A 25,849-nucleotide genomic window follows, 5' to 3' on the forward strand; every position below is an offset into this window, starting at 1 on the left:
TATGGCGAATTTGTTAAATTTTAGTATAAGTGCTCAGCAAAATCAACTTGTCTATGTTACGATTAAAGAGTATGGTGAATTAGTTATCAAAAGTCAAAATTTTAGACTATAAGGAGTCAGGATCAGTGAAGTTTTTACGGAGAAATCAAGTTAAACGACAGAAGGTTCAATCATCAATTCCATTTAGGCTGAATTTTCTTTTTTTTATTGTTTTCCTGCTATTTGCAGCGTTGATTGCTCAGCTAGCTAATTTGCAAATTAATCAGCAAAAGAAGTTTGCATCTGAGGTCAATAGTACTGATACAAAAGTTGAAACCAAAAACGTTCAACGGGGAATGATTTATGATTCTACTGGTAAAGTTCTGGTTGCTAATGATGCTTCTCGAGCAATCACTTATACCAAACCAATGAATGTGTCTTCACTGAAAATGTATCAAATTGCAAATCAACTGGTTAAATCAGTCAAGATTAGTACCAGCGGTTTAACCGAGTCAATGGAAGCTCAATATTATTTAGCTGTTCCATCGCAATTGAAAAAAGTTGATAAGCAAGTTGAGAAAAGTCAAGGTAGTTTATCAAGCACTAAATTGTATCAAGCTGAAGTTGATTATGTGAAGCAGAAAAATTTAACGTCCAATTTAACGAGTAAGCAAAAGCAAGCCGCAATTGTTTATTCCAAAATGAGTGGCGCTTATGCTTTGTCAACAGTCTATTTGAAATATAATGATGTCAGTGACCGTGAAATGGCTGAAGTTGGCGAAAATTTAACCTCAATGCCAGGAATTAAAATTGGAACTAGTTGGTCACGTAGTTATCCTTATGGTAAATCAGTTAAAAGTGTCATTGGAACTGTCACTAATCGCAAGCAAGGACTGCCAAGTGATCAAATTAATAGTTTGCTGGCTGAAGGTTATGCGCGCGATGACAGTGTCGGGTCTAGTTATATTGAATCTCAATATGAAAATGTTCTCAAAGGATCTAAGCAAATTATTACGTTGGAAACACAAAATAATAAAATAACTAAGGAAGTTAAAACTTTTGGTGGTCAAAAGGGCGATAATTTGGTTTTGACAATTAATGCCGATTTTCAACAAAAAGTTCAGGACATCATTAAAAGTGAAGTTGAAAGTGTTGCGGGCAGTAATCCTTATTTACCGGGAGCTTATGCAGTGGTGATGAATCCAAATACTGGTGCAATCTATGCTTTAGCTGGTGTTAGTCGTAACCTAGAAACGGGGAAGATTTCTGAAAATGCTTTAGGTACAATTAATCAAACCTTTGTTATGGGGTCGGTTGTGAAAGGTGCTACAGTTCTTGGCGGTTTGTTATCAGGAGTAATTACACCTAACAGTAATACTTTGACTGATCAACCAATCAAACTTAAGGGAACTGCTACTAAAGCATCTTGGTTTAATGCAACTGGAGCTGAGGATATGTCTCTGACAGCTTCTGATGCTTTGATGGTTTCTTCTAACTCATATATGATGCAGTTGGCAATGTTGGAAGGTGGGTTCCATTATTCACCTGGGTCAGCTTTGGATTTGCCAACATCAATTTTTAGTAAGTTGCGGGGTTACTTTAAACAATTTGGCTTAGGGGTTAAAACCGGAATTGATATTCCAGGAGAGTCTTCGGGGTTTGAAGGGGTATCAAATCAGGCTAATATTGGTAAAGCACTTGATCTTTCCTTTGGAAACTATGACTCTTATACAACAATGCAATTAGCTCAATATATATCTACTATTGCTAATGGCGGCTATCGGTTGCAACCTCATATCTTGCAATCTATTAGAGAATCTAATAATGATGGGAAACTTGGCAAAACTGTTTACGAATTTCAACCAAATGTTTTAAATGTGGTTCAAGCTAGCCAGTCACAATGGGGAGTTATCAAAGATGGACTCTGGAAAGTAGTTCATAGTTCAAACTCACTAAGAACCGGAGGTCTATTGAGTGATACTACACCTGCTGTTGCAGCTAAGACTGGTACAGCAGAAACTTTCCATGGTTCAACGGAAACTGAAACTGATAGTAGTGTTAGTTATGCTCCAGCAGATAATCCCCAGGTGGTCGTTGCATTAGCCTTTCCTGGGATGGCAAGCGGAAATGAAACGCATGCAAGCACACAAACAGCTGCCACAATTTACAAAGCTTACTGGAAGATGGTTCAGTCGGACCAAGGTTTTAAATAGAAGTGTCAAGTAGATTTACTTAACGTTATCAGAAAAAACACTGGCGTTTGTTCAAAAAAAATGATATTATTAAAAACGTTCGAAGTCGTAGGGCTTTTTAGAAATAGAGTGCTGAGGAGGGTTAAGTAATGCGTGTTAATATTACAATGGAATGCACTGAATGTCATGAACGGACATACCTTACAAGCAAAAATAAACGGAATAATCCAGATCGCTTGGAATTAAAGAAATTTTGTCCACGTGATAATAAAGTGACATTGCATCGAGAAGTTAAGTAATGACAGGATTTTTCCTGTTTTTTTTTGGATTTTTTAACGGAAGCGTTATCTAAAACCTGATGCTGGCAGTTTTAACTGGTATTTAATTATTCTCAAAATTAACTTGAAAAGGTTAATTCTCTGGGTTTTAAAATCCGAATTTTTTTCTTATAATAAATGGAGGACATCAGTGTGAAAACTCTTTATGATGTGCAGCAACTTTTAAAAAAATTTGGAATTTTTGTGTATGTCGGAAAACGTTTGTGGGATATTGAATTGATGTCTTTAGAACTTGATCATTTGCATCGAGCACAAGCAATTGATGACCAGATTTTTCTGAAAGCACGAATGGTTTTGACACGTGAGCACCATTTGGAAGAAAAAAGAGCCACTAGGGAGGAACAAAGTCGTGGAAAAAAAGTTGATCGGTATTGATTTAGGTGGAACAACGATTAAATTTGCAATTTTGACTTTAAGCGGCGAGATTCAACAAAAATGGAGTATCAAAACTAACATTTTGGATGAAGGTAGCCATATCGTACCAGATATTATTACTTCGTTAAAACATCATTTGAAGCTTTATGAAATGCAGCCAAATCAATTTAGTGGAATTGGTATGGGTTCACCTGGTACGGTAGATTTACAAAAAGGAACAGTCATTGGGGCTTATAATTTAAACTGGAAAAAATTGCAACCAGTTAAGGATATGATTGAAAGTGGGCTTGGAATTCCATTTATCATTGATAATGATGCCAATGCAGCAGCTTTAGGTGAACGTTGGAAAGGCGCTGGTGAAAATGATGATGAAGTGGTTTTCATCACTCTGGGAACTGGTGTCGGTGGAGGTATTATTAGTAATGGTAAACTAGTCCATGGAGTTCAAGCAGCTGGTGAAATTGGTCATTTAAATGTTGAGCCAGAAGGCTATTTATGTACTTGCGGCAATCATGGCTGTTTAGAAACTTATGCTTCTGCTACTGGAATTGTCCGTGTCGCTCGTGACTTAGCAGAAGAATACGCTGGGCCAGCTGAGTTAAAGCGCTTATTAGATGATGGACAAGATATATCTGCTAAAACAATATTTGATTTGGCTAAAGAAGATGACCAATTAGCAGTAATGGTTGCTAATCAAGTTTGCAATTATTTAGGTTTGGCTTGTGCTAACATTGGTAATTTGCTGAATCCATCATTCATTGTGATTGGTGGTGGGGTAAGTGCCGCAGGTAAGTTCTTATTAGATCGCGTAAATACAAGCTTTCTTAAATATGCCTTTCCAACAGTTCGGACAACAACTAAACTTAAGTTAGCTCAATTAGGTAATGATGCTGGAGTAATTGGAGCGGCCTCGTTAGCTTTGATGATAAAATAGAATAAATAAGAGGTGAGTTGGTTTTGTTAGGTACAATTTCAATTTGGGTAATACTTAATATTGTTTTAGCTGTTATTTTGCTAGGAATCGTTGGCTACCAATTTTATTTATGGTATCGCGGTCGAAAAGTGGCAACTTTACTTGATAATCAGGCATTTAAAACCGGTATGCATCGAGCACAGATTATTGATTTAAGAGAACAAAGTAATTTTGACCAAGGACATATTTTAGGAGCACGTAATTTGCCCTTTAGCCAATTTAAAATTTCACGCGAATCAATTCGCAAAGATATGCCAGTTTATTTATATGATCAAGGTAAAGCCTTAAGCACCCGTGCTGCTGTCCAATTAAATAAACTTGGCTACCAAAATATTTATATTTTAAAAGATGGTTTTGAACGCTGGGATGGCAAAATTAAAAAAGCTAAATAATTTTTAAAAACAAAAGGATATTGGATTTTATGCAAGAATTTAGCCAAGCTTATTTCTAATATTATAAAAAATGGCGAAGACAATCAGAGTTCAATTGTCTTCGCCTTTTATACATGAAATGTTAACCTTGGTGAGCAGCGTGCATTTTACGAACAGCTCGTTTCTTGTGTTCATCAATCATAGCTTCTTTTTCCTCGATTGGATCAACTACATTTTTTTTGAAAGCGTAGAAACAGCCAACAGCAGTTCCGACAGCTGTTGCAAATCCAAGGACAAATCCCTTACTAAAAACGTTCATAGTCGTTTCCTCCCATTCATATGTTTATTTCCATTATGACTGAAACACAAAAAAATATCCAGTTAAAGAGTATTCAAAAATTCGAGGTGAGTTTTAATCAAAAAAAAAGTTTTATTAATTGTCGGGCCAACAGCTGTTGGAAAAACAGCATTATCGCTTAATTTAGCCCGTAAATTTAAAGGTGAAATTATTTCGGGTGATTCAATGCAGGTTTATCGTGGTTTAGATATTGGCACGGCAAAGGTAACTGAAAGTGAACAAAAAAGTACTAAGCATTATTTAATTGATATCTGTGATCCTGACGAGAATTTTTCAGTTGCAGAATTTACTAAATTGGGTCGTCGTAAGATTATTGAAATTGAACAGCAAAATAAGTTGCCACTAATAGTAGGGGGAACAGGCTTTTATTTGCAGGCGTTGTTAAATGATTTTAAACTTGGAGGGCAGATGGCCGAGAACAGCCAATCATTTCGCGAGGGATTGCAAAAATTTGCTGAAGATCAGGGTCAACAAAAGCTTTGGGAAAAATTAAATGAGGTTGATCCTGCGGCGGCTAAGAAAATTCCGCCAGCAAATCAACGGCGGGTAATACGAGCTTTAGAAGTTTATCAAATAACAGGGGAAAAATTTTCCCAGCAAGCTGACGTACCTAAAGCAGATTACGATCCATTGATCTTAGGACTGAATATTGAAAGAAAATTATTATATCAGCGTATTAATCAGCGAGTGGATTTGATGATTGAACAAGGCTTATTAGCTGAAGCTAAGACTTTGTTTGAACAAGGCGGGGCTGACTTACCTGCTGGAAAAGGAATTGGCTATAAAGAACTTTTCCCATATTTTAGAGGTGAAGTTTCTTTAGCAACAGCAATAACGGAAATTAAAAAGAATTCGCGCCATTATGCCAAGCGGCAATTAACATGGTTTCATAATAAAATGATAGTGACCTGGTTTAATCCGCAAGCAGCGAATTTTGAAAGTCAAGTAATAAAAAAAGTTGAAGATTGGTTAAATGAGGGATGAATAAGATGAAAAAATTGTGGATGGAACATTTTCCTGAAGAATTACAACAAAAAATAAGTGAAGTAGAGCGGCAGATTGAACCACAAATAGCAGAAATCGAACAGCGCCAGCTTTATAATCAGGGACGGGTATTGAACTGCTTTAAAGCACATCGGGTAGCTGAAGAAGATCTAGTTGGCTCGACTGGCTACGGCTATGATGATATTGGCCGGGAAAAACTAGATGCAATTTATGCGGATTATTTTCAAAGTGATGATGCGATTGTTAAACCACAGATTATGTCAGGAACTCATGCGATTACCACCGCTTTTTTTGCAGTTTTAAGACCACAAGATAAGTTGTTTTATTTGACGGGCATGCCTTATGATACGATTCAGCATGTTATCGGGATTGCTGGCAATGAGCCTGGAACTTTGAAAGATTTTCAGATTAATTTTGATTATCAACCACTACTTGAAGATGGAGAAGTTGATTACGAACAAGCTATTAAAAAGTTGCAAGATCCAGCAATTAAAATGGTAGCCCTTCAACGCTCACGGGGGTATGCGGTCCGTAAAAGCTTTACCATTGAGCAATTAAAAAAGATGATTGAATTTATTCGCAGGATTCGAACGGATGTGGTAATTTTTGTTGATAATTGTTACGGCGAATTTTCTGAAATTCATGAACCAACTGAATATGGAGCTGATTTAATGGCTGGGTCGCTTTATAAAAACGCTGGTGGTGGAATTGCTAAAACTGGTGGTTATTTAGTTGGGCGCAAAGACTTGATTCATTTAGCAGGCAATCGATTGAATTCACCTGGATCTGGGAAAAATGAAGGAGCGACTATTGGTCATCTACGTGATATGTACCAGGGCTTCTTTATTGCTCCTCATGTGACAGGTGAAGCGATTAAAGGGGCTATTTTTGCCAGTGCTTTATTAGAAAAGATTGGTCTAAAAGTTTCACCAAGATGGAATGATCCGCGAACAGATTTAGTCCAGACAGTGGAACTAGGGTCACCTGAAAAAATGGCACAGTTTTGTGCTGCGATTCAACACTTTTCACCGGTGAATGCTTTTGTTGATCCAATTGCCAGTCAAATGGGTGGTTACGAAGATCAAGAGATTATGGCATCTGGTAGTTTTACTGAGGGATCGACAATTGAGCTTTCCTGTGATGGACCAATTCGTCCGCCATATGCTTTATATATCCAAGGTGGATTAACTTTTGAACACGTAAAAGTTGCGATTAGTAATGCAATTAACGAAACTTTTTTCAAAAACAAAAACATGTAAGAAAAAGTAACATTGGATATTGACATCACATAGACCACTTGTTATGATTAGTGCGTACTTTAGAGGAGGGTTGTTATGAAAGAAAAGGAACTTCGCCGATCGCAAGCTGTTTTGCCAATCGGAACTGTGATGAAATTAACAAAATTGTCAGCACGACAAATTCGTTATTATGAAGAACAGTCATTGGTAACGCCGCAACGAAATGAAGGCAATCGTCGAATGTATTCGCTGAATGATATTGATCGCTTGCTTGAAATCAAGGATTATCTCGATGAAGGGATTAATATGGCGGGTATCAAACACATCTATGATGAAAAGGCGCGTAAACAGGCTCAAAAAAAAGCTCAAATGGAAAAGCCTTTGACAGATGCTGATGTTCGGCGGATTTTTCGTGATGAAATTATGTCAGTTAGCGGCTTAAGCAAGCGGGATGAGTTGCCTTTCAAACATAACAGGAACTTCTAAAATTTAGAAATAGGGAGCGATTTAAATGGTAAAGCCTAACTATACCAAAGATGACATCCGCAAAATTGTTAAAGATGAGAATGTTAAATTTTTGCGTTTGATGTTTACTGATTTATACGGTGTGATCAAAAATGTTGAGGTCCCGGTCAGTCAATTGGAAAAACTGCTTGACAATAAATTGATGTTTGACGGTTCATCGATTGATGGATTTGTTAGAATTGAAGAAAGTGACATGTGGCTTTATCCTGATCTTTCAACTTGGATGATTTTCCCATGGGGAAATGAACACGGAAAAGTGGCTCGTGTGATTTGCCGTGTTTATAATGCTGATCGGACTCCATTTATTGGTGATCCTCGAAATAACTTGATTCGGGTATTGGATGAAATGAAAGAGTTAGGCTTTACCGATTTTAATATTGGACCTGAGCCAGAATTTTTCCTTTTCAAGCTCGATCCAGAAACTGGCAAACCAACAATGCATTTAAATGATAATGGCAGTTATTTTGATTTGGCACCAGTCGACTTGGGTGAAAACTGTCGTCGCGATATTGTGCTAGAATTAGAAGACATTGGTTTTGATGTTGAAGCTTCTCATCATGAAGTTGCGCCAGGTCAACATGAAATTGATTTTAAGTATGCAGATGCTCTACATGCATGTGATAATATTCAAACCTTTAAATTAGTTGTTAAAACCGTAGCTCGTAAATATGGGCTGCATGCAACTTTCATGCCTAAACCACTTGATCGAATTAATGGTTCTGGGATGCATATTAATATGTCTCTCTTCCATAAAGACGGGAATGCTTTCTTTGATGAAAATGGTGATATGCAATTATCTGAAACGGCTCACTATTTCTTGGGCGGCTTATTGCAACATGCTCGTGGCTTTACCGCAGTAACAAATCCAATTGTTAATTCGTACAAACGATTAGTACCTGGTTACGAAGCACCAGTATACGTTGCTTGGTCAGGCCGCAATCGTTCACCATTGGTTCGTGTTCCAATTGCCCGTGGGTTGTCTACACGTCTGGAATTACGAAGTGTTGATCCTGCAGCTAACCCATATTTAGCAATTGCTGCTATATTAGAAGCAGGTCTTGATGGTTTGCGCAACAAAATTAAAGCACCAAAACCGATTGATCGAAATATTTATGTTATGGATGATGAGGAACGGAAAGCAAATGGTATTAGCGATTTACCATCAACTTTGCATAACGCATTGAAATCACTGCAAAAAGATGAAGTGATTGCTAAAGCTTTAGGGCCTCATTTATATCAGAACTTTATTGAAGGTAAAAAGCTGGAATGGTCAGCGTACCGGCAAGAAGTTACTCAATGGGAAAGAGATCAATATTTAGAGTTGTATTAAGATGTAGACTAAATATTTTATGGGACGATGATTAACTGATCATCGTCCTATTTTTGTCAATTTCAGTGGCCAGTGCTAAATATTTTATTTGAGAAAAATTAGCCAAATAGGTTAAGCGGCTTTCTTGGCTTTTAATTAAAAAACTGTCTTTTTTTAAAAGATGTTGTTTGATTTTACCGGTGACTGGATACTCGTTATCTTCTTGATCAGTAAGCCAAATCGTGATTAACTGATTTCGTTTAAAAGCTTGATGAATAAAAAACCGTAGTTGAAAAGCTGACATTTGAGGATGCAGGAAATCTTTAGCTGGAATTTGGTAAATTGTTTTAAGTTGACGATAAAAGTGAGTCGGGAGTTGAAGCCATTTGTTTTGTTCAATTTCAATCATTTGTAGTTTCTCCTTTCAGAACTAGTGTTCGTTATTTATATTATATGAACATACGTTCGAAAAATCAAGTTATAAATTAATTAGCTGCTTTTCAATTAATAAAAAATGACAGTTGATAATTTTAAGAGAATTAATGGTTTTTAAAAGAACAGCTTGAAAATCACATTAAAAAAGTACATTATAGAATTAATAACTTTTAGAGGAGAAGTATGCAAGATGTCTAACAGGGGAATGCTGATTGTCCTATCCGGTCCTTCGGGAGTTGGAAAAGGAACAGTTAGAAAAGCTATTTTTGAGCAAGATAACAATAAATTTCATTATTCAGTTTCAATGACGACGCGACAAATGCGACCGGGAGAAACTAATGGGAAAGATTACTATTTCGTTAGTCAAGATGAATTTGAAAGTGAGATAGCCGCTGGGGACATGTTAGAATATGCCAGATATGTTGACAATTATTATGGCACCCCTTTAAAATATGTAAATAAGATGTTGGAAGATGGCAAAGATGTTTTCTTAGAAATTGAAGTCAATGGGGCAATGCAGGTTCGAAAAAAATGTCCAGATGGCTTATTCATTTTTTTAACACCACCAGATTTAATGGAATTGCGCCATCGAATAATAGAGCGGGGAACAGATGATTTAGCGACAATTGACAAGCGTATGCATAAAGCTGTCGGTGAGATCGAAATGATGCAAAACTATGATTATGCTGTTGTTAATGATGAAGTTCCAGTTGCTGTTGAAAAAATTAAAACGATTATCCGCGCAGAACGTTGGCGTGTGAAACGTTTTCTACCAAATTATAAAAAACAATTAGGAGATGTTTTTAAATGATTCTTTATCCTTCAGTTGATGACTTATTGGAAAAGGTTGATTCGCGATATATGCTAGTTATGTTAGCCGGCAAGCGCGCTCATGAATTAGATGCTGGTTCATTACCATTAATGTCAGATTATAAATCAGTCAAGAATGTTGGTAAAGCTTTGGAAGAAGTGGCAGCCGGCAAACTGATTATTGATCCAGATGAAAAAGAAAAAATTTAGAATTTTGAAGTTAAGTTAATTTAAGATTGACTGGTTTTTGGTTATTAACCAATTTACCAGTCATTTTTTTTAAAATTTCCGCTTCAATTAAATAATCACTGTTGATTCTGTTAAAATAGAAATGATAGTTAGAGGAGGAACGACGGTGGGAAAAAAGAAAATTTTAGTTTGTCTAACGGGTGGAATTGCTTTATATAAAGCGGCATTAGTAGTCCGGGGATTATTGAAAGCAGGATTCGAGTTAGAAATTGCAATGACGAAGGATGCACAAAAATTTGTTACACCGCTGACTTTTTCATCTTTAATTAAAAAAAAGGTTCACACGGATGAAGAGTGGTTCAAATCTGATGAGGTTTTACATATTAAGTTAGCTGACTGGTCAGATGCGATAATCGTAATACCAGCGACAGCCAACATCTTAACCAAAATGGCGGTCGGGCTAACAGATAATCTCGTGTCTGCAAGTATTCTTGCAAGCCAAGCAACTAAATATGTTATTCCAGCGATGAATCAAAAAATGTTGACAGCACCAGCAACGCAGCGTAATTTTCAACGATTAAAAGCAGATGGAGTGCAATTTTTATCTCCCGTTAAAGGATTGTTAGCGGAAGGGTATTCAGGTGACGGACGTTTACCGGAACCACCAGAAATTATAAGTTGGTTAATTGATCGTTTAGAAACAGAGAATAAAAAAGATTTAGTTGGCAAAAAAGTTTTGGTTTCAGCTGGGTCTACCGTTGAACCGCTTGATCCGGTTCGGTACTTATCGAATAATTCGACTGGAAAAATGGGATTTGCTATTGCCAAAATAGCTCAGCAACGTGGAGCCGAAGTAACGTTGGTTGCGGGCCCAAATCAGCTGGCATTACCAAATAGGGTTAATTATCAACCAATTAAAACTGCTCGGCAAATGGAGCAAAAAATGCTTGAGTTTTATCAACAAGCTGATTTTGTGATTATGGCGGCGGCAGTAGCCGATTTCCGTCCAGCTAAGACAGCAGAGCAAAAAATAAAAAAACAAGAGTTGGATCAACTGACTCTTAGATTAGTTCGTAACCCGGATATTTTGGCTGAATTGGGAAGAAAAAAGCAAAAGCAATTGTTAGTAGGCTTTGCAGCTGAAACACAAGAACTGTTACACAATGCGACTCAAAAGATGCAGCAAAAGAAAGTTGATCTATTAGTAGCTAATGATGTTTCTCGTCATGATATCGGGTTTGGTACTTCCCAAAATGAAGTGTTTTTTTTGCAGCCTGACGTTGCACCAGAATTGCTTTCCAAGCGAAGTAAAGAGAAAATAGCTGATAAAATTTTTGATTTACTAATGGATTTAAACCGGCAAAGGAGGAAATGATTTGCAAGTAGCAGCTGTAATTGTCGACGTTCCATCAAGACAGACTGATCGACCTTTTTCTTATTTAATTGGTTCTGAATTGACAGATAAGGTTGCTGTTGGGATGCGGGTAATTGTTCCCTTTGGCCGTGGGAATCGTTTAATTCAAGGTTTTGTAATCGGAATTACACAAAAGCCAGCTGCGGAAACAAGTAAGCTAAAGAAAATCAATGAAGTTCAGGATTTAGTTCCAGTATTAAATGCTGAAATGTTAGCTTTGGCTGATTGGTTGGCTATATCGACTTTTTCTTTCAAAATATCTTGTTTGCAGTCAATGATTCCAAATGGCTTGCGTGGAAAATCAGAAAAAAAGCTGAGACTAGTATCACTTGAACAAGTTGATCCAGTGGTTCGTAAATTTTTTGATGGCAAAAATGAACAGATTTTGCAACCAAGCAAAACTTCAGCCGAAACCTTTAAAAAATTACAAAAAGCTCGAGCAGCTGGGAAAATAGAACTCATTTACCAAGTTAAAGATCAAGCCAAGCCCAAAAAAGTCCGAATAGTTAGTAACTTATTGACCACATCTCAGGCTGAAAAACTCAAAAAAAAACAGCGTGCCAATGCGCATCAATTAATTCACTTATTGGACTTTTTAGCTGATCATCCGCAAATAATGATCCAACAGTCAGTTTTAGCGGATCGGTTTGAGATTAGTCCAACTGCGATTCGATCGGCAGTAGAAAAAAAGTGGCTAAAGATTTCTAATCAAGTAGTTAAACGAACCACTTATGATCCGCAAAAAATTACTGCGACAACAGCCAAAAATTTAACTATGGACCAACAACAAGTTTATCAATCGATTGTAACCACGATCCAACAAAAAACAGCAGTACCTTTTTTATTAGAAGGAGTTACTGGCAGTGGTAAAACTGAAATTTATCTGCAGTTAATGGCAGCAGCTATCGAGCAACAGCAAGCTGCATTGTTACTGGTTCCAGAAATTTCTTTAACACCGCAAATGGTAGCTCAGGTAGTTGGTCGGTTTGGAAAACAAGTAGCTTTATTACACAGTGGTTTATCAATTGGTGAACGTTTAGATGAGTGGCGGCGAATTGAGGATGGTACCGCTACGATTATTGTTGGTGCACGTTCAGCTGTTTTTGCACCAATAAAAAATTTAGGAATTATTATTTTAGATGAAGAGCATGAAAGCAGTTATGCTCAGGACAGTATGCCCCGCTATCATGCTCGTGATGTTGCATTGTGGCGTAGTCGCTACCATCATTGCCCAGTTGTTTTGGGTAGCGCTACCCCAGCTTTAGAATCGCGTGCTCGGGCACAAAAAGGCGTCTATCATTGGCTCCGATTGCCACAACGGATCAACACTCGACCGTTGCCAACTGTTGCGCTGGTCGATATGCGACAGGCAGTAACTCAAAGCCATGATGCGGATTTTTCAAATGAATTATTAACGGCTATCAAGGATCGTTTACAAAAACACGAACAAATTATTCTGTTATTAAATCGCCGAGGATATGCTTCTTTTATGATGTGTCGGCAATGTGGTTTTGTTTTGAAATGCCCAAACTGTGATATTTCATTAACGTTGCATAAGGACCTGCGGCTGATGAAGTGCCATTATTGTGGTCATGAGGAGTCAATTCCGGTAAAATGTCCTGCCTGTGGTAATTCAAAAATTCGTTTTTACGGGACGGGAACACAAAAAATTCAAGAAAAATTACAACATTATTTTCCAACAGCTAGGATTTTAAGAATGGATGTTGATACGACGCGACGCAAAGGTGCTCACCAGCAAATTTTACAGCGATTTGGTCGTCATCAAGCAGATATTTTGTTGGGAACGCAAATGATTGCTAAGGGGCTTGATTACCCAGAAGTAACTTTAGTGGGCGTTTTAAATGCTGATACTTCACTTAGTTTGCCGGATTTTCGAGCTAGTGAACAAACTTTCCAATTATTGACACAGGTTAGTGGTAGAGCAGGTCGAGCAGAAAAAGAAGGGAAAGTTGTTATTCAAACCTTCAATCCACAGCATTATGCGCTACAATTTGCTAAGACGCAAGACTATGAACAATTTTATGCTTATGAAATGCATTTACGTCATCAAGGTGATTATCCACCATATTATTTTACAATTCAGTTGGCGGCCAACGCTGTCAGCGAACAAGCTGCAATTAAGTATTTATTTAAAATAATGCAGGAGCTGAAAACTAAGCTAAGTCCTGAGGCCAAATTACTGGGACCAGTTCCCCAAATGATTTTACGAATTAAGAATCAGTACCGCTATCATTTAATAATAAAGTTCAAACATGAACCACAATTAATGGAATACTTGCATCATTTATTGGAAACAAGTCAACGTCAAAAAAACGTTCAATTAATAATTATTCGTGAACCAATGAGTTTTATTTAACTAAAAGAAATGAGGCATAATTATGACATCAATTATTTTTATGGGAACACCAACATTTGCAGCAACAATCTTGACTGGACTATTGCAAGAAAAAAAATACCAAGTTGTTGCAGTTGTTACGCAGCCAGATAAATATGTTGGTCGTAAAAGAGTTTTGACAGCTTCGCCAGTTAAGCAAGTTGCGTTAAGCCATCAGTTGAAAGTTTATCAACCAGCAAAACTTTCCCAAAGCGCAGAACTTGAACAGTTGCTATCTTTGAAAGCAGATTTGATTGTTACTGCCGCATATGGACAATTTTTACCGACAAAATTACTGAAAAGTGTTAAAATTGCGGCAGTTAATGTCCACGGTTCATTATTACCGAAGTATCGAGGTGGAGCTCCAATTCAGTATGCTTTGTTAGCAGGTGAAGCCAAAACAGGGATTACTTTAATTAACATGACCAAAAAAATGGACGCTGGTTCAATGTTGGGCAAAGCAGAATTGCCAATTACACCGACTGATGATGCTGGCAGTTTATTTGCAAAATTGAGTTTGATTGGTCGTGATTTATTATTAGCAAAACTCCCAGCTATTATTGCTGGTGAAATTTCGCCTGTTTTGCAAGATGAACAGCAAGTTTCGTTTGCTCCAATTATTACTGCAAAACAAGAACAATTAGAGTTATCGGCAACTGCACGACAATTAGATCAGAAAATTCGTGCTTTACGTCCAAGACCAGGCGCTTATTTTGCCAATTTTGGCGGTAAACGGACGAAGCTTTGGGAGATTGAGCCTATAAATGAAACAACTACTTTAACAGCTGGAAAAGTTGTTGAAGTGACAAAACATACATTAAAGTTAGCGGCTGCGCAAGGAACCGTCTACCAAGTCAAAGAAATCCAACCAGCTGGCAAAGCACGGCAAAAAATTAGTGATTATTTAAATGGTCAAGGAAAGCAAATCAAAGCAAATCAGAGGTTAATTACGGAATGAAAAGGAAATTCGATAGTGGGCATTCAGTCCGCGGATTAGCGGTAGGAATATTAACACGAGTGCAACAAGAAAATGCATATTCAAATTTATTATTGAATCAAGTTTTGCAAACAGAACATTTAACAGCTCGTGATCAAGCATTGCTAACACAAATTGTTTATGGAAGTTTGCAACATAGATTGACTTTAGAGTATTGGCTGACGCCATTTATTAAAAATAAAAAAGTTTTGCCATGGGTGTATGAATTGTTATTAGCAGCTTTATTTCAATTGCAATATTTAGACCGAGTTCCAGCACGAGCAATTTTAGACGAATCAATCAAAGTTGCTAAAATTAATGGGCATGATGGCATTCGTAAGTTTGTAACAGGAGTTTTGCATGCTATTTTGCGCCAGAAGTTACCCAATCCACAAGAAATCAAAGATCCGCTACAAAAAATGAGCATTTGTTATAGTTTGCCGATTTGGCTTTTAAAACAGTTAGTCAAAGAAAATGGCAAAGCAAAAACAGCGGCAATTTTGAAAACCATTAATCAGCCGCCACATCAAGTAGTTCGGATTAACCAATCATACCTATCAACAGCAGCAGCTAAACAGCAATTGGAAGCAGCCGGTTTTATGTGTGAATTCAGCCGTTTAAGTCCCACAAGTTTGATTATTAAACATGGAGTTGCCAGTCAAAGTAAACTTTTTTCAGCTGGAAAACTGGTTTTTCAAGATGAAAGTGCAGCTCAAGTGGTTGCTGGGATGCAGATTCAACCAGCCGATCAAGTTTTAGATGCTTGTGCTGCCCCTGGTGGGAAAACTTTACAAATTGCCGATGCTTTGACTAGTGGCTCAGTAACAGCACTTGATATTCATCCCCATAAAATTAAATTAATTGAAAAAAATGCTCAACGTTGCGGCTTCTCACCTCAAGTTAAGGCGAAATGTCTTGATGCTCGGCAAGCGATAATGGAATTTAAGCCAGCAACTTTTGATAAAATATTGGTTGATGCACCTTGTTCAGGAATTGGATTGCTTCGACGTAAGCCGGAAATTCGTTATCGTAAGACTGCTGCTGGGGTTGCTCGTTTGCAACAGTTGCAACTTGAATTATTGGCAAGTTTAACTGGTTTGGTTAAAAATAACGGGATTCTAACTTATAGTACTTGTACAATTCTAAAATCAGAAAATGATCAAGTTATAACAAAGTTTTTAAACCAGCACCCAGACTTTAAACTATTAAGAAAACGAACAATTTTACCAGATGAATTTGACTCGGATGGCTTTTTTATGGCATTCTTAGAAAAAACGCAGGATTAATTGGGGGCAAAACAGTGGAATTTTCATACAAGAGTGATATTGGTCAAGTACGTGAACGAAATGAAGATTATGTTGGCTTGTTTAAGAATCGAGCTGGAATTCGTTTTGCTGTTGTTGCTGATGGATTGGGCGGACACCGTGGTGGTGATGTTGCTTCTGAAATGGCAGTTTCTCATTTAGGGTATCAATTTGAAACGACTATTTTTACCGATCCACATGTAGGGGCTAAATGGCTGGAAGAACAAGTCAAACAAGAAAATCAATTAATCTTACAACGAGCTAATCAATTCAGTGATTTAACTGGTATGGGGACGACACTTGTTTGTGCGCTCTTTTTTGGCAAAAGGGCTGTTTTAGCAAATATTGGAGATAGTCGGGGTTATTTATTGCGGGATGATAAACTATTTCAATTAACTGAAGATCATTCTTTAGTTAATGAGTTGGTTAAACGTGGACAAATTAGTTCAGAAGAAGCACGCCATCACCCACAAAAAAATATTATTACACGGACATTAGGCGTCTCTGATGAAGCTGTTCTTGATCAACAACTAATTGAGCTATTGCCTGGAGACTTGCTGCTTTTGTGTACAGACGGATTGACGAATATGCTTGAAGATCAGCAATTGTTGGAAACTTTATTAAATTCAACAACCTTATCGGTAAAGTGTGAAAATCTGATTAAACAGGCGAATGAAGCTGGAGGCAAAGATAATATTACGGTATTAGCAGCAGCTGTCCAGGATGAAGTTGAGGTGGCTGAAAGATGAGAGCCGGATATGTTTTGAGCGGTCGTTATAAAATAAAACAAACTTTGGGCGAGGGTGGAATGGCCAACGTTTATTTGGCTCAAGATTTAATTTTACAACGACCGGTTGCAGTTAAATTGATGCGGTTGGATTTGCGGGATGATCCAGCTGCTGTTCGGCGTTTTCAGCGTGAAGCAATCTCATTGACAGAATTGACACATCCAAACATTGTTAGCATCTATGATGTTGGCGAGGATAATGGGATGCAGTATTTAATTATGGAATATGTCGAAGGAACTGATTTGAAAGCTTATATTCAGCAAAAATTTCCGCTGTCTTTTCCAACCGTGGTAGCAATTATGGAGCAAATTTTGGCAGCGGTTGAACATGCCCATAGCCATGGGATAATTCACCGCGATTTAAAGCCGCAAAATATTTTAATTGATCAAGCTGGTCAAGTGAAAATCACTGATTTTGGCATTGCTTTGGCTACTACTGATTCACTAACGCAAACTAATACTTTAATGGGTTCCGTCCATTACCTGTCACCTGAACAGGCGCGTGGAAGTGTGGTTACTAAGCAATCTGATATTTATTCATTAGGAATTATTTTGTTTGAGTTATTGACTAAAAGAGTTCCATTTCAGGGCGAAACAGCTGTTTCGATTGCTTTAAAGCATTATAAAGATGAGATGCCGGCTGTTCGACAATTTAATTCTGAAATTCCGCAGGCACTTGAAAATGTCATTGCCCATGCTACAGCTAAAAGTTTAGCTGATCGTTACCAAACAGCAGCTGAGATGGCAGCAGATTTGAAAACGGCACTTAGTTTAGAAAGAGCAAATGAAATGCCATGGCATCCGGCACAGTATTTAGATGATGAAACAAAAGTGTTAGAGCCAATTGTTGTCGATAAATCACAAAAAAATCAAACAACTGAAAAAAAGCCTGTCAAAAAAAAGCCGTGGAGTAAAAAGAAAAAATGGCTGGTAATTATAGCTGCCTTTGTGGGGTTTTTAATTATTTTAAGTTTGATTGCCTACGCGGTTGCTCCACGTTCAGTCAAAGTTCCTGACTTACAAGGAATGACGAAAGGAGAGGCTGAAGCCGTTTTACAGCAAAAACAATTAAAAGTAGGTAAGATTAAGCATCGTGCAAGCGAAAAATATTATGAAGGTCAGATTGTAACAACTGATCCAGCAACCGGTTTGAGTGTGCGGCAAAATTCAAAAGTAACTCTTGTACTTTCAAGCGGTCCTGAAAAACGACCTTTTGGAAATTATAATGGTCAATCATTTAGTAAAGTTAAGCGTCAATTGGAGAAAAAGGGAGTTACTGTTTTAAAAGATACGAAGCATTCAGAAAAAGTAGCTGCTGGTGAAATTATTTCACAAAGTATTCGCCCCCAAAAGAAGATTGTTTGGCAAGACACTACAGTTACTTTTACAGTTAGCAGTGGGACAAATGTAATAAAATTGCGTGATTTGACTGGCTATACGCGCAAGAGTGTTGTTGATTACGCAGCTGAAAGAGGTTTGGAATTACAAAGTAACTGGCAAGATGGCTCAAGTGGAACTGAAAATAAAGCCGATTTAGTGGTAGGGCAAAATCCGGCTGCTGGGACAATAGTGCAAAGCGGTAGTATTTTATCAGTTACTTTTGCGAATGCAACTTCAACAACCGACAAGGATTCTTCTGTGGATTCAAGTAAATCTAATGACAGTTCAAGTTCAGTTAGCAATGAGACTTCGGCTAGTTCTTCAACTGCAAATAATCAGTTCAATCTTGCTGTTACAATTCCTTATAATAGCGCAGGAATAAATTCAACTAGTTCAAGTTCGACAGCGCAACAAGTGCAAGTTTATCTTGCAGATGACAACCACAGCTTGGATCAAGTTTATCAAACGCTGTCAATTACCAAGGACACTAAAATCTCGTTGCCTTTTACGTTGAACAAATCGAAAACAGGAAAATACAAAATTGTTGAAAATGGGACAACAATTGCTGAAAATAGTAACGTTACCAGTGGAAACTAGGAGGCCAATCAATGGTAAAAGGACAGATTTTACAATCGCTTAGTGGGTACTATGATGTAATTGCCAATGGTTTACTTTATCGTACTCGTGCTCGGGGAAATTTTCGACAAAAAAAAATTACACCACTTGTGGGGGATTGGGTTGAATTTAAGGCGGATAACCAACAGGAAGGGTACCTGTTAAAAATTGATCCACGTAAAAATCATTTAGTTCGCCCACCAATTGCAAATATTGATTGTGCAATTGTAGTTGTTTCTTGTAAAGAACCAAATTTTTCAGCAAATTTATTAGATCGTCAGTTAGTGATGTTAGCAGCTCAAAAAATTACGCCGTTAATTTACTTTTCAAAGCTGGATTTGTTGACACCAATTCAACGAGCTGAATTTAAGTTGATCGTAGCAGTTTATCAAAAATGGTATCAGACTTTTACAACTATTTCCGAAATAAAAGATTTGCTAATGAACAAATTATCTCAGCAGACTTTAGTGGTAATGGGACAAACTGGAGCTGGAAAATCAACTTTATTAAATCATTTAGCACCAGAACTTAATTTAGCTACTGGAGCAGTTTCAAAAGCATTAAGTCGTGGAAAGCATACTACGAGAAAAGTTGCGTTATTTCAAATTGGCCAGAATTATCTGGCCGATACACCAGGATTTTCATCATTTGAATTACAAAATATTATTGCGGTTGAGCTACGTGATTACTTTCCAGAATTGGCAGCTTGTCAAACTGCCTGTAAGTTTCGTGGCTGTCTTCATCAAAAAGAGCCCCATTGTGCAGTCAAGGCAGCAATTCAAGCTGGTTCGATTGCCGCTAGTCGGTATCAAAGTTATTTGCAGTTGTTAACAGCTATTCAGCAGCAAAAACCTCGATATTAATATTAATTACAGAAGGGATTGTTTTAAAATGAAAATTGCTCCATCGATTTTAAGTGCCGATTTTGCTAATTTAGGTCGTGATGTTCAACTGCTAGAACAAGCTGGAGCAGACTATTTGCACATTGATATTATGGATGGTCATTTTGTACCTAACCTTTCATTTGGTCTGCCGATTGTTAAGGCTTTGCGTCCAATAACCAAATTGCCGTTTGACTGTCACTTGATGGTTACAGATCCAGCAGCTTATATTCAACCTTTAGCGGCAGCAGGTGCAACAATGATTGGGTTCCATGCTGAAGCAACGCCACATATTTTTCGGATTATTCAGCAAATTAAGCAAGCAGGCTGCCGAGCTGAAGTAGTTGTTAATCCAGGAACCAGTTTATCGACTATTGAAGAAGTCTTGCCACTAGTCGATTCGATTTTGGTTATGACAGTCAATCCAGGTTTTGGTGGACAGAAATTTTTGCCATTAATGTTAAAGAAGATTCAACGTTTAGCAGAACTTAAACAACGCCACCACTATAATTTTGAGATTGAAGTTGATGGCGGAATTAATCAAGCCACCATTAAGCGTTGCTATCGTGCTGGAGCAACCATTGCAGTTGCGGGTTCATTTGTTTTTGCAGCCGAGCCAGCTAAACAAGTGAACTTATTGCGTGAAGCGGCTGAGGCTGAGCAATTATGAAAGAAGTTAATTTGTTAGTCGGGGGTCCACTTGCTCAATTACCGGATAATTTGTTACAGTTAAAAAGAAATGCAGCTTGGATTGGCGCTGATCGGGGGGCCTTGCGACTAATTAGAGCAGGAATTGTCCCTAAATTAGCAATTGGCGATTTTGATTCTTCTTCGGCGGTTGAAAGAGAATTGATATTCAAAAATAGTTTGCGGGTTGAGACGGCTCAAGCTGAAAAAGATGATACTGATACTGAACTAGCTGTTCGCTTTATTTTACGAGACTTTCAACCAGATCTGCTTAAAATTTATGGAGCTACTGGTGGGCGAATAGATCATTTGTTAGCAAATTTGTTTTTTGTTTTGCGACCGGAATTTTATTCATCACTTGAACGAATTAAGTTGATCGATCGTCAAAATGAAATCAGCTTTTTTAAACCAGGAACTTATACTTTGAATAAACAACACGATAAAAAATATTTAGCTTTTGTTCCCTTGACGAAAGTATCACAGTTGGTTTTGTATGATGAAAAATATCAACTGCCTGGAAATGATTTTAACTGGCCTGTTTCTTTGGCTAGCAATGAATTTGTTGGTTTAACGGCTAAGTTTTCTTTTAGTAGTGGTGTGGTTTGTGTCATTCAAAGTAAAGATTAAAAAAAACCAGCAACTAAAGTGAAAAGATTAAGTTATACTTTAATCTTAACTACCATTAGTTGCTGGTTTTCTTTTTTAATTAAACGCGAGTAACTTTACCCGACTTCAAGGCACGTGCTGAAACCCAGACGCGTTTCGGTTTGCCGTCAACTAAAATCCGAACTTTTTGCAAATTTGGTTTCCAACTGCGACTAGTTTGGTTTAAAGCGTGTGAACGTTTTTTGCCAAAAGTTGTTTTACGACCGGTGATAAAATCTTTAGCCATGATTATCCTCCCTGATGCTGAATTTCGTAGCATTAAATGCTCGCTCATTAAATAAAAATAGCATAGTTAACTACTTAATGCAAGAACTTTGTGTAAAGTAAAAATCCTTGGCAGCTGTTTTGGTAGATTAATTAGATGATTTGGTGTTGTTTTGGCTTTTATGATAAAATATGATTAATTGTTGTGTTCTTTTATAAGGAGGGCTATCATTTATGGCTGTTAAAATTAAAACACAGTATGGGGACATTGAAATAACCAATGATGTAATTGCTACAGTCGTTGGCGGAGCTGCCACCGAAATTTTTGGAATTGTTGGAATGGCTAGCAAAAATCAAATCCGTGATAATTTAAATGAAATTTTAAAACGCGATAACTATGCAAAAGGGGTCGTTGTTCGTCAAGAAGATGAACGAGTGGCGGTTGATGTTTACATTATTGTTGGTTATGGAACTAAGATTTCGGAAGTTTGCCGTAATGTACAAGATAAAGTCAAGTATAATTTAAAATCAATGCTGGGAATAACTGCTAATTCAGTAAACGTCATTGTTCAAGGCGTTCGAGTAATTGAAGAGTAGTTATAACAGGGAGGATATAATTTTGAAAGTTAAAAAGATAACGGCAGCAGAGTTTCGTAAAATGGTTGCTGTCAGTTCTGATCGTTTAAATAATAATGCTGACTTTATTAATTCGTTGAATGTTTTTCCAGTACCAGATGGTGATACAGGAACTAATATGAGTTTATCTTTTGCCAGCGGAGCAAAATATGTTGCTGAATCAACAGCAGATGATGTAGGGACTTTGGCCGCTGCCCTAGCTAAAGGATTGTTGATGGGCGCGCGCGGAAATTCAGGAGTAATTTTGTCACAAATTTTTCGGGGCTTTCATAAAAGTACTGAAAAGAAAGTTGAATTGACTCCTGCTGATTTAGCAGCTGCTTTGAGTAGTGGGGTTGAATCTGCTTATAAGGCAGTTATGAAGCCTACTGAGGGAACGATTTTGACAGTTGCTCGCCAAGCAGCTAAAGCGGCTAATAAAACTAGCAATCAGACAGACGTTACAACAGTTATGTCGGCGGCTTATTCAGCGGCTAAGGAAGCTTTGGCACATACTCCGGAACAGTTACCAGTTCTTAAAGAAGTTGGGGTTGTTGATTCTGGTGGACAAGGACTGACTTTTGTTTATGAAGGATTTGCAGCGGTTCTTTCTGGTAAAACGTTAGCTGAACCAACTGAAAAACATCAGCCGAATATGGTTGAAATGGATGAAATGGTTAATGCTGCCCATCATCAAAGTGTTCAAAGTCAGTTGAATACTGAAGATATTCACTACGGCTATTGCACTGAAATTATGGTTCGCTTGGGAGCTGGCCGCTTAGTCGATCAAAAATTTGACTATGATGCATTTCGTCAGCATTTAAGCGAAATCGGTGATTCATTATTAGTAGTTGCTGATGAGCAAGTAGTTAAAGTTCATGTTCATACAGAACATCCAGGCGATGTTTTAGCTTATGGACAGCATTTTGGTTCTTTAATTAAAGTCAAAGTTGATAATATGCGTTTGCAGCATGAAACAATTTTGGAACATGATCGGGAAGCCGATAGTTCATCAACGACTGAACCGACTGAACCAGCAACGGTTGAAACTATTAATGGATATGGAATTATTGCAATTGCTTCTGGAGTTGGCTTGGGTAAATTATTTAAGAGTTTGGGTGCAACTTTGATCTTAAATGGTGGTCAAACAATGAACCCAAGCACTGAAGATATTGTTCAAGCAATTAAACAGACCAAAGCGAAAAAAGTTATAATTCTACCAAATAATAAGAATATCTTTTTAGCTGCCAATCAAGCAGCTCAAGTGGCGGAAGTAGCTGTTGCAGTTGTTCCCAGCAAAACGGTTGCTCAAGGGATGACTTCGTTATTGAGTTTTGATAGCCAAGCTTCACTGAAAGAAAATCAAGCAAAAATGACTGCTGAACTAGATTCAGTTATTTCTGGTCAGATTACAACAGCTGTACGAGATACTTCAATTGATGGTCAGACGATTAAAAAAGATGATTTTATGGCAATTGTTGACGGCAAGATTGTTTTAACAAATGCAGTACGTAAAACAGCGGCAATTTCAATGTTAAAGCGGATGCTGACAGCTGACAGCGAAATCGTCACTATTATCTATGGAGCTGATGGAAATCAAGAAGAAGCACAAGAAATCGCTGCTGCCGCTCAGCAGCTAGATAGTGATTTGGAAATTGAGGTTCATTTCGGCGGTCAGCCGGTTTATCCATATTTAATTTCAGTGGAATAAGAATAATTTTTTATCTGACCGGCGAAGTCGGTCAGTTTTTTTATTTTTGGAGGTGAATAATTTGACAACGATATCAAGGCAGTCGCTTGCAGTTTTAAAAGGAGTTGGCCCAAAAACAATACAGGCACTGCAGCATTTAGGGATTACAACGATTGAGGACTTGCTGACTGCCTTTCCATTTCGTTATGATGATTATCGTCCTCAAAACCTGGCGGAATTGGTTGATCAAGAAAAGGTGACTTTACGTGGGGTAGTTGTAACTGCTCCAGTGTTGGTACGTTTTGGTCGCAAAAAAAATCGTTTAAATTTTAACTTGTTGATTGATAATCAAGCAGTTTTAGTAACTTTTTTTAATCAAGGGTATTTGGCCGAAAAAGTAATTGAGGGCGCAGAACTGACAGTTTTTGGAAAATGGGAAGCTGCGCGGCAGCGATTGATGGGAATAAAATTATTGTCGTTTAATAAACAAGAACAATTAGCAGGGGTATACCGTTCATCCAAAGAAATTCGTGCTACTCAATTACAAAAGTTAGTTAAACAAGCTTATGAACTCTATCATGGACAGATTAGCGATTTGATACCCAGAAAATTACAAAAAAAATATCATTTATTATCACGGCAACAAATGATTCATGACTTGCATTTCCCGGCAGATCAACTGACTGCTCAGGCTGCTAAAAGGACAGCTGTTTATGAAGAACTATTTTTATTTGAAGCCCGTCTACAGTATCTAAAACAAATAGATCAACAGCCAAATGGTCTGAAACTTAATTACGATAACCAGCAGTTAAAAAAATTTATTAGTCAATTACCATTCGAATTAACGCCAGCTCAAAAAAGAACTGTTAATGAGATCTGTCACGACTTACATCGACCGGTGCACATGAATCGCCTTTTGCAGGGTGATGTTGGTTCTGGAAAAACAATTGTAGCTGCAATTGCAATGTATGCAGCAGTAACCGCGGGCTATCAGGCAGCTTTGATGGCTCCAACTGAAATTCTTGCTCGTCAGCATGCAGACAAGCTTTTCCGCTTGTTTCAACCGTTAGGAATTAATGTTAATTTGTTAACTGGGACGACTTCAGCAAAGAGTCGTCAGCGGCGTGAACTTTTACAACAATTAGCAAAAGGTTCAATCGATATTTTGATTGGAACTCATGCGCTAATCCAAAATGGTGTTGAATTTAAAAATTTGGGTTTGGTAATTACTGATGAACAGCATCGTTTTGGAGTTAATCAGCGGCAAGCATTGCGATTAAAGGGCAATGAGCCTGATGTTTTAGCTCTAACGGCTACACCGATTCCACGAACCTTGGCTTTAACAGTTTACGGTGAAATGGATGTTTCAATCATTAATGAGTTACCTCGTGGACGAAAACCAGTAAGAACTTTTTGGCTTAAAAAAAACCAGCTGAAACGAGCTTTTAGTTTTATTGCTGAGCAGCTAAAACAAGGAAAACAAGCTTATTTAGTTACTCCTTTAGTTAGTGAATCTGAAGCACTAGATTTACAAAATGCTGAACAACTTTTAACTGATGCAACTAAATTTTTTGCGCCAGAATATCAAGTTGGGTTAATTCATGGTAAAATGAAGAGCGATGAAAAAGAACAAATCATGACGGATTTTACTGCTGGAAAAACGAAAATTTTAGTTGCTACCACGGTGATTGAAGTTGGGGTGGATGTTCCTCAGGCATCGGTAATTTTAATTGTAGATGCCGATCGATTTGGCCTAGCTCAATTACACCAGTTGCGTGGACGAGTTGGTCGCAGTAGTACGCAGTCTTATTGCTTATTGCTAGCTGATCCTAAGACTGATTACGGCCGGCAGCGATTACAAACGATGACTGAGACTACTGATGGCTTTGTCATTGCTCAGCGAGATTTAGAGTTGCGTGGACAAGGTGATATTTTAGGCCGCAAGCAGGCAGGATTACCGGAATTTAAAGTTGCTGATCCGATTAAGGATTTAAAAATTTTGGAAACAGCTCAAGTTGATGCTGCAGAAATAATTAATCAAAGTAATTTTGGCAAAACAATTGAAACCAAACCATTAGATGAGTACTTGCAACAGCAGTTACAACTAGAATTAGGTTTTGATTAGTAGGAGGAAAAAA

General features: G+C 37.6%; 26 protein-coding genes. 23 read left to right on the forward strand and 3 right to left on the reverse strand.

The window, feature by feature from the left end:
• The first annotated feature begins 125 nt into the window (after positions 1-125).
• From G6O73_RS02105 to G6O73_RS02125, 5 genes are all read left to right on the forward strand, one after another.
• Positions 126-2,192 carry a peptidoglycan D,D-transpeptidase FtsI family protein gene (locus G6O73_RS02105; RefSeq protein WP_057886873.1) on the forward strand — a complete coding sequence of 689 codons (2,067 nt, stop codon included), beginning with the start codon at positions 126-128 and terminating at the stop codon, positions 2,190-2,192.
• Positions 2,193-2,320: 128 nt separating this feature from the next.
• On the forward strand, positions 2,321-2,470 hold the full coding sequence (gene rpmG, locus G6O73_RS02110) for a 50S ribosomal protein L33 (protein ID WP_057886874.1): 150 nt from the start codon (positions 2,321-2,323) through the stop codon (positions 2,468-2,470).
• A gap of 171 nt (positions 2,471-2,641) precedes the next feature.
• Positions 2,642-2,884 (forward strand): YqgQ family protein, encoded by a 243-nt coding sequence (locus tag G6O73_RS02115; RefSeq protein ID WP_057886875.1) that lies wholly within the window; start codon positions 2,642-2,644, stop codon positions 2,882-2,884.
• Complete coding sequence (locus tag G6O73_RS02120; protein ID WP_057886876.1) at positions 2,859-3,818, forward strand: ROK family glucokinase; 960 nt, start codon at positions 2,859-2,861, stop codon at positions 3,816-3,818. The genes G6O73_RS02115 and G6O73_RS02120 overlap by 26 nt, the downstream gene beginning before the upstream one ends.
• Positions 3,819-3,841: 23 nt before the next feature.
• Positions 3,842-4,249, forward strand: a complete 408-nt coding sequence (locus G6O73_RS02125) for a rhodanese-like domain-containing protein (protein WP_057886877.1) — start codon at positions 3,842-3,844, stop codon at positions 4,247-4,249.
• A gap of 121 nt (positions 4,250-4,370) precedes the next feature.
• On the opposite strand, the gene G6O73_RS02130 is transcribed toward G6O73_RS02125, so the two are convergent.
• Complete coding sequence (locus G6O73_RS02130) at positions 4,371-4,547, reverse strand: DUF3042 family protein (protein WP_083478569.1); 177 nt, start codon at positions 4,545-4,547, stop codon at positions 4,371-4,373.
• A gap of 96 nt (positions 4,548-4,643) precedes the next feature.
• Between G6O73_RS02130 and miaA the strand changes: the two genes are divergently transcribed.
• From miaA to glnA, 4 genes are all read left to right on the forward strand, one after another.
• Positions 4,644-5,570, forward strand: a complete 927-nt coding sequence (miaA, locus tag G6O73_RS02135; protein WP_057886878.1) for a tRNA (adenosine(37)-N6)-dimethylallyltransferase MiaA — start codon at positions 4,644-4,646, stop codon at positions 5,568-5,570.
• A 5-nt stretch (positions 5,571-5,575) separates the two neighbouring features.
• On the forward strand, positions 5,576-6,850 hold the full coding sequence (locus tag G6O73_RS02140; protein WP_057886879.1) for a methionine gamma-lyase family protein: 1,275 nt from the start codon (positions 5,576-5,578) through the stop codon (positions 6,848-6,850).
• A 75-nt stretch (positions 6,851-6,925) separates the two neighbouring features.
• The gene (locus G6O73_RS02145; protein ID WP_148126821.1) at positions 6,926-7,315 is read left to right on the forward strand and encodes a MerR family transcriptional regulator; all 390 of its coding nucleotides are present in this window, start codon (positions 6,926-6,928) and stop codon (positions 7,313-7,315) included.
• 25 nt (positions 7,316-7,340) lie between these two features.
• Positions 7,341-8,684 carry a type I glutamate--ammonia ligase gene (glnA, locus tag G6O73_RS02150; protein ID WP_057886880.1) on the forward strand — a complete coding sequence of 448 codons (1,344 nt, stop codon included), beginning with the start codon at positions 7,341-7,343 and terminating at the stop codon, positions 8,682-8,684.
• A 31-nt stretch (positions 8,685-8,715) separates the two neighbouring features.
• Here glnA and G6O73_RS02155 read toward each other — a convergent pair whose 3' ends face one another.
• On the reverse strand, positions 8,716-9,072 hold the full coding sequence (locus G6O73_RS02155; protein ID WP_057886881.1) for a hypothetical protein: 357 nt from the start codon (positions 9,070-9,072) through the stop codon (positions 8,716-8,718).
• 216 nt (positions 9,073-9,288) lie between these two features.
• On the opposite strand from G6O73_RS02155, the gene gmk reads away from it, so the two are divergent.
• The 11 genes from gmk (at position 9,289) to G6O73_RS02210 (ending at position 21,163) form a co-directional block, all read left to right on the forward strand.
• Positions 9,289-9,909, forward strand: a complete 621-nt coding sequence (gmk, locus tag G6O73_RS02160; RefSeq protein WP_057886882.1) for a guanylate kinase — start codon at positions 9,289-9,291, stop codon at positions 9,907-9,909.
• Positions 9,906-10,118 carry a DNA-directed RNA polymerase subunit omega gene (gene rpoZ / locus G6O73_RS02165; RefSeq protein WP_057886883.1) on the forward strand — a complete coding sequence of 71 codons (213 nt, stop codon included), beginning with the start codon at positions 9,906-9,908 and terminating at the stop codon, positions 10,116-10,118. Before gmk ends, rpoZ begins: the two co-directional genes overlap by 4 nt.
• Before the next feature lie 145 nt (positions 10,119-10,263).
• On the forward strand, positions 10,264-11,472 hold the full coding sequence (gene coaBC, locus G6O73_RS02170; protein WP_057886884.1) for a bifunctional phosphopantothenoylcysteine decarboxylase/phosphopantothenate--cysteine ligase CoaBC: 1,209 nt from the start codon (positions 10,264-10,266) through the stop codon (positions 11,470-11,472).
• A 1-nt stretch (position 11,473) separates the two neighbouring features.
• A complete protein-coding gene (gene priA / locus G6O73_RS02175) occupies positions 11,474-13,888 on the forward strand; it encodes a primosomal protein N' (protein WP_057886885.1) in 2,415 nt (804 codons plus the stop codon).
• 22 nt (positions 13,889-13,910) lie between these two features.
• On the forward strand, positions 13,911-14,864 hold the full coding sequence (gene fmt, locus G6O73_RS02180) for a methionyl-tRNA formyltransferase (RefSeq protein WP_057886886.1): 954 nt from the start codon (positions 13,911-13,913) through the stop codon (positions 14,862-14,864).
• Complete coding sequence (gene rsmB, locus G6O73_RS02185; RefSeq protein WP_057886887.1) at positions 14,861-16,168, forward strand: 16S rRNA (cytosine(967)-C(5))-methyltransferase RsmB; 1,308 nt, start codon at positions 14,861-14,863, stop codon at positions 16,166-16,168. The genes fmt and rsmB overlap by 4 nt, the downstream gene beginning before the upstream one ends.
• Before the next feature lie 14 nt (positions 16,169-16,182).
• Positions 16,183-16,935: a Stp1/IreP family PP2C-type Ser/Thr phosphatase gene (locus G6O73_RS02190; protein ID WP_057886888.1), complete on the forward strand. Its 753-nt coding sequence runs from the start codon at positions 16,183-16,185 to the stop codon at positions 16,933-16,935.
• Positions 16,932-18,950 carry a Stk1 family PASTA domain-containing Ser/Thr kinase gene (gene pknB / locus G6O73_RS02195; RefSeq protein ID WP_057886889.1) on the forward strand — a complete coding sequence of 673 codons (2,019 nt, stop codon included), beginning with the start codon at positions 16,932-16,934 and terminating at the stop codon, positions 18,948-18,950. Before G6O73_RS02190 ends, pknB begins: the two co-directional genes overlap by 4 nt.
• An 11-nt stretch (positions 18,951-18,961) precedes the next feature.
• Positions 18,962-19,831 carry a ribosome small subunit-dependent GTPase A gene (rsgA, locus tag G6O73_RS02200; RefSeq protein ID WP_057886890.1) on the forward strand — a complete coding sequence of 290 codons (870 nt, stop codon included), beginning with the start codon at positions 18,962-18,964 and terminating at the stop codon, positions 19,829-19,831.
• A gap of 28 nt (positions 19,832-19,859) precedes the next feature.
• Positions 19,860-20,519, forward strand: a complete 660-nt coding sequence (rpe, locus tag G6O73_RS02205; RefSeq protein ID WP_057886891.1) for a ribulose-phosphate 3-epimerase — start codon at positions 19,860-19,862, stop codon at positions 20,517-20,519.
• A complete protein-coding gene (locus tag G6O73_RS02210) occupies positions 20,516-21,163 on the forward strand; it encodes a thiamine diphosphokinase (RefSeq protein WP_057886892.1) in 648 nt (215 codons plus the stop codon). The genes rpe and G6O73_RS02210 overlap by 4 nt, the downstream gene beginning before the upstream one ends.
• Positions 21,164-21,242: 79 nt before the next feature.
• Here G6O73_RS02210 and rpmB read toward each other — a convergent pair whose 3' ends face one another.
• Complete coding sequence (gene rpmB / locus G6O73_RS02215) at positions 21,243-21,428, reverse strand: 50S ribosomal protein L28 (protein WP_056959959.1); 186 nt, start codon at positions 21,426-21,428, stop codon at positions 21,243-21,245.
• 212 nt (positions 21,429-21,640) lie between these two features.
• Between rpmB and G6O73_RS02220 the strand changes: the two genes are divergently transcribed.
• The 3 genes from G6O73_RS02220 to recG all read left to right on the forward strand — a co-directional run bounded on the left by G6O73_RS02220 (position 21,641) and on the right by recG (position 25,836).
• The gene (locus G6O73_RS02220) at positions 21,641-22,003 is read left to right on the forward strand and encodes an Asp23/Gls24 family envelope stress response protein (RefSeq protein WP_057886893.1); all 363 of its coding nucleotides are present in this window, start codon (positions 21,641-21,643) and stop codon (positions 22,001-22,003) included.
• 22 nt (positions 22,004-22,025) lie between these two features.
• On the forward strand, positions 22,026-23,732 hold the full coding sequence (locus tag G6O73_RS02225; protein WP_057886894.1) for a DAK2 domain-containing protein: 1,707 nt from the start codon (positions 22,026-22,028) through the stop codon (positions 23,730-23,732).
• 61 nt (positions 23,733-23,793) lie between these two features.
• Positions 23,794-25,836 (forward strand): ATP-dependent DNA helicase RecG, encoded by a 2,043-nt coding sequence (gene recG / locus G6O73_RS02230; protein ID WP_419504873.1) that lies wholly within the window; start codon positions 23,794-23,796, stop codon positions 25,834-25,836.
• Positions 25,837-25,849 lie beyond the last annotated feature (13 nt).

Source organism: Liquorilactobacillus nagelii DSM 13675 (assembly GCF_019444005.1).
GTDB lineage: Bacteria > Bacillota > Bacilli > Lactobacillales > Lactobacillaceae > Liquorilactobacillus > Liquorilactobacillus nagelii.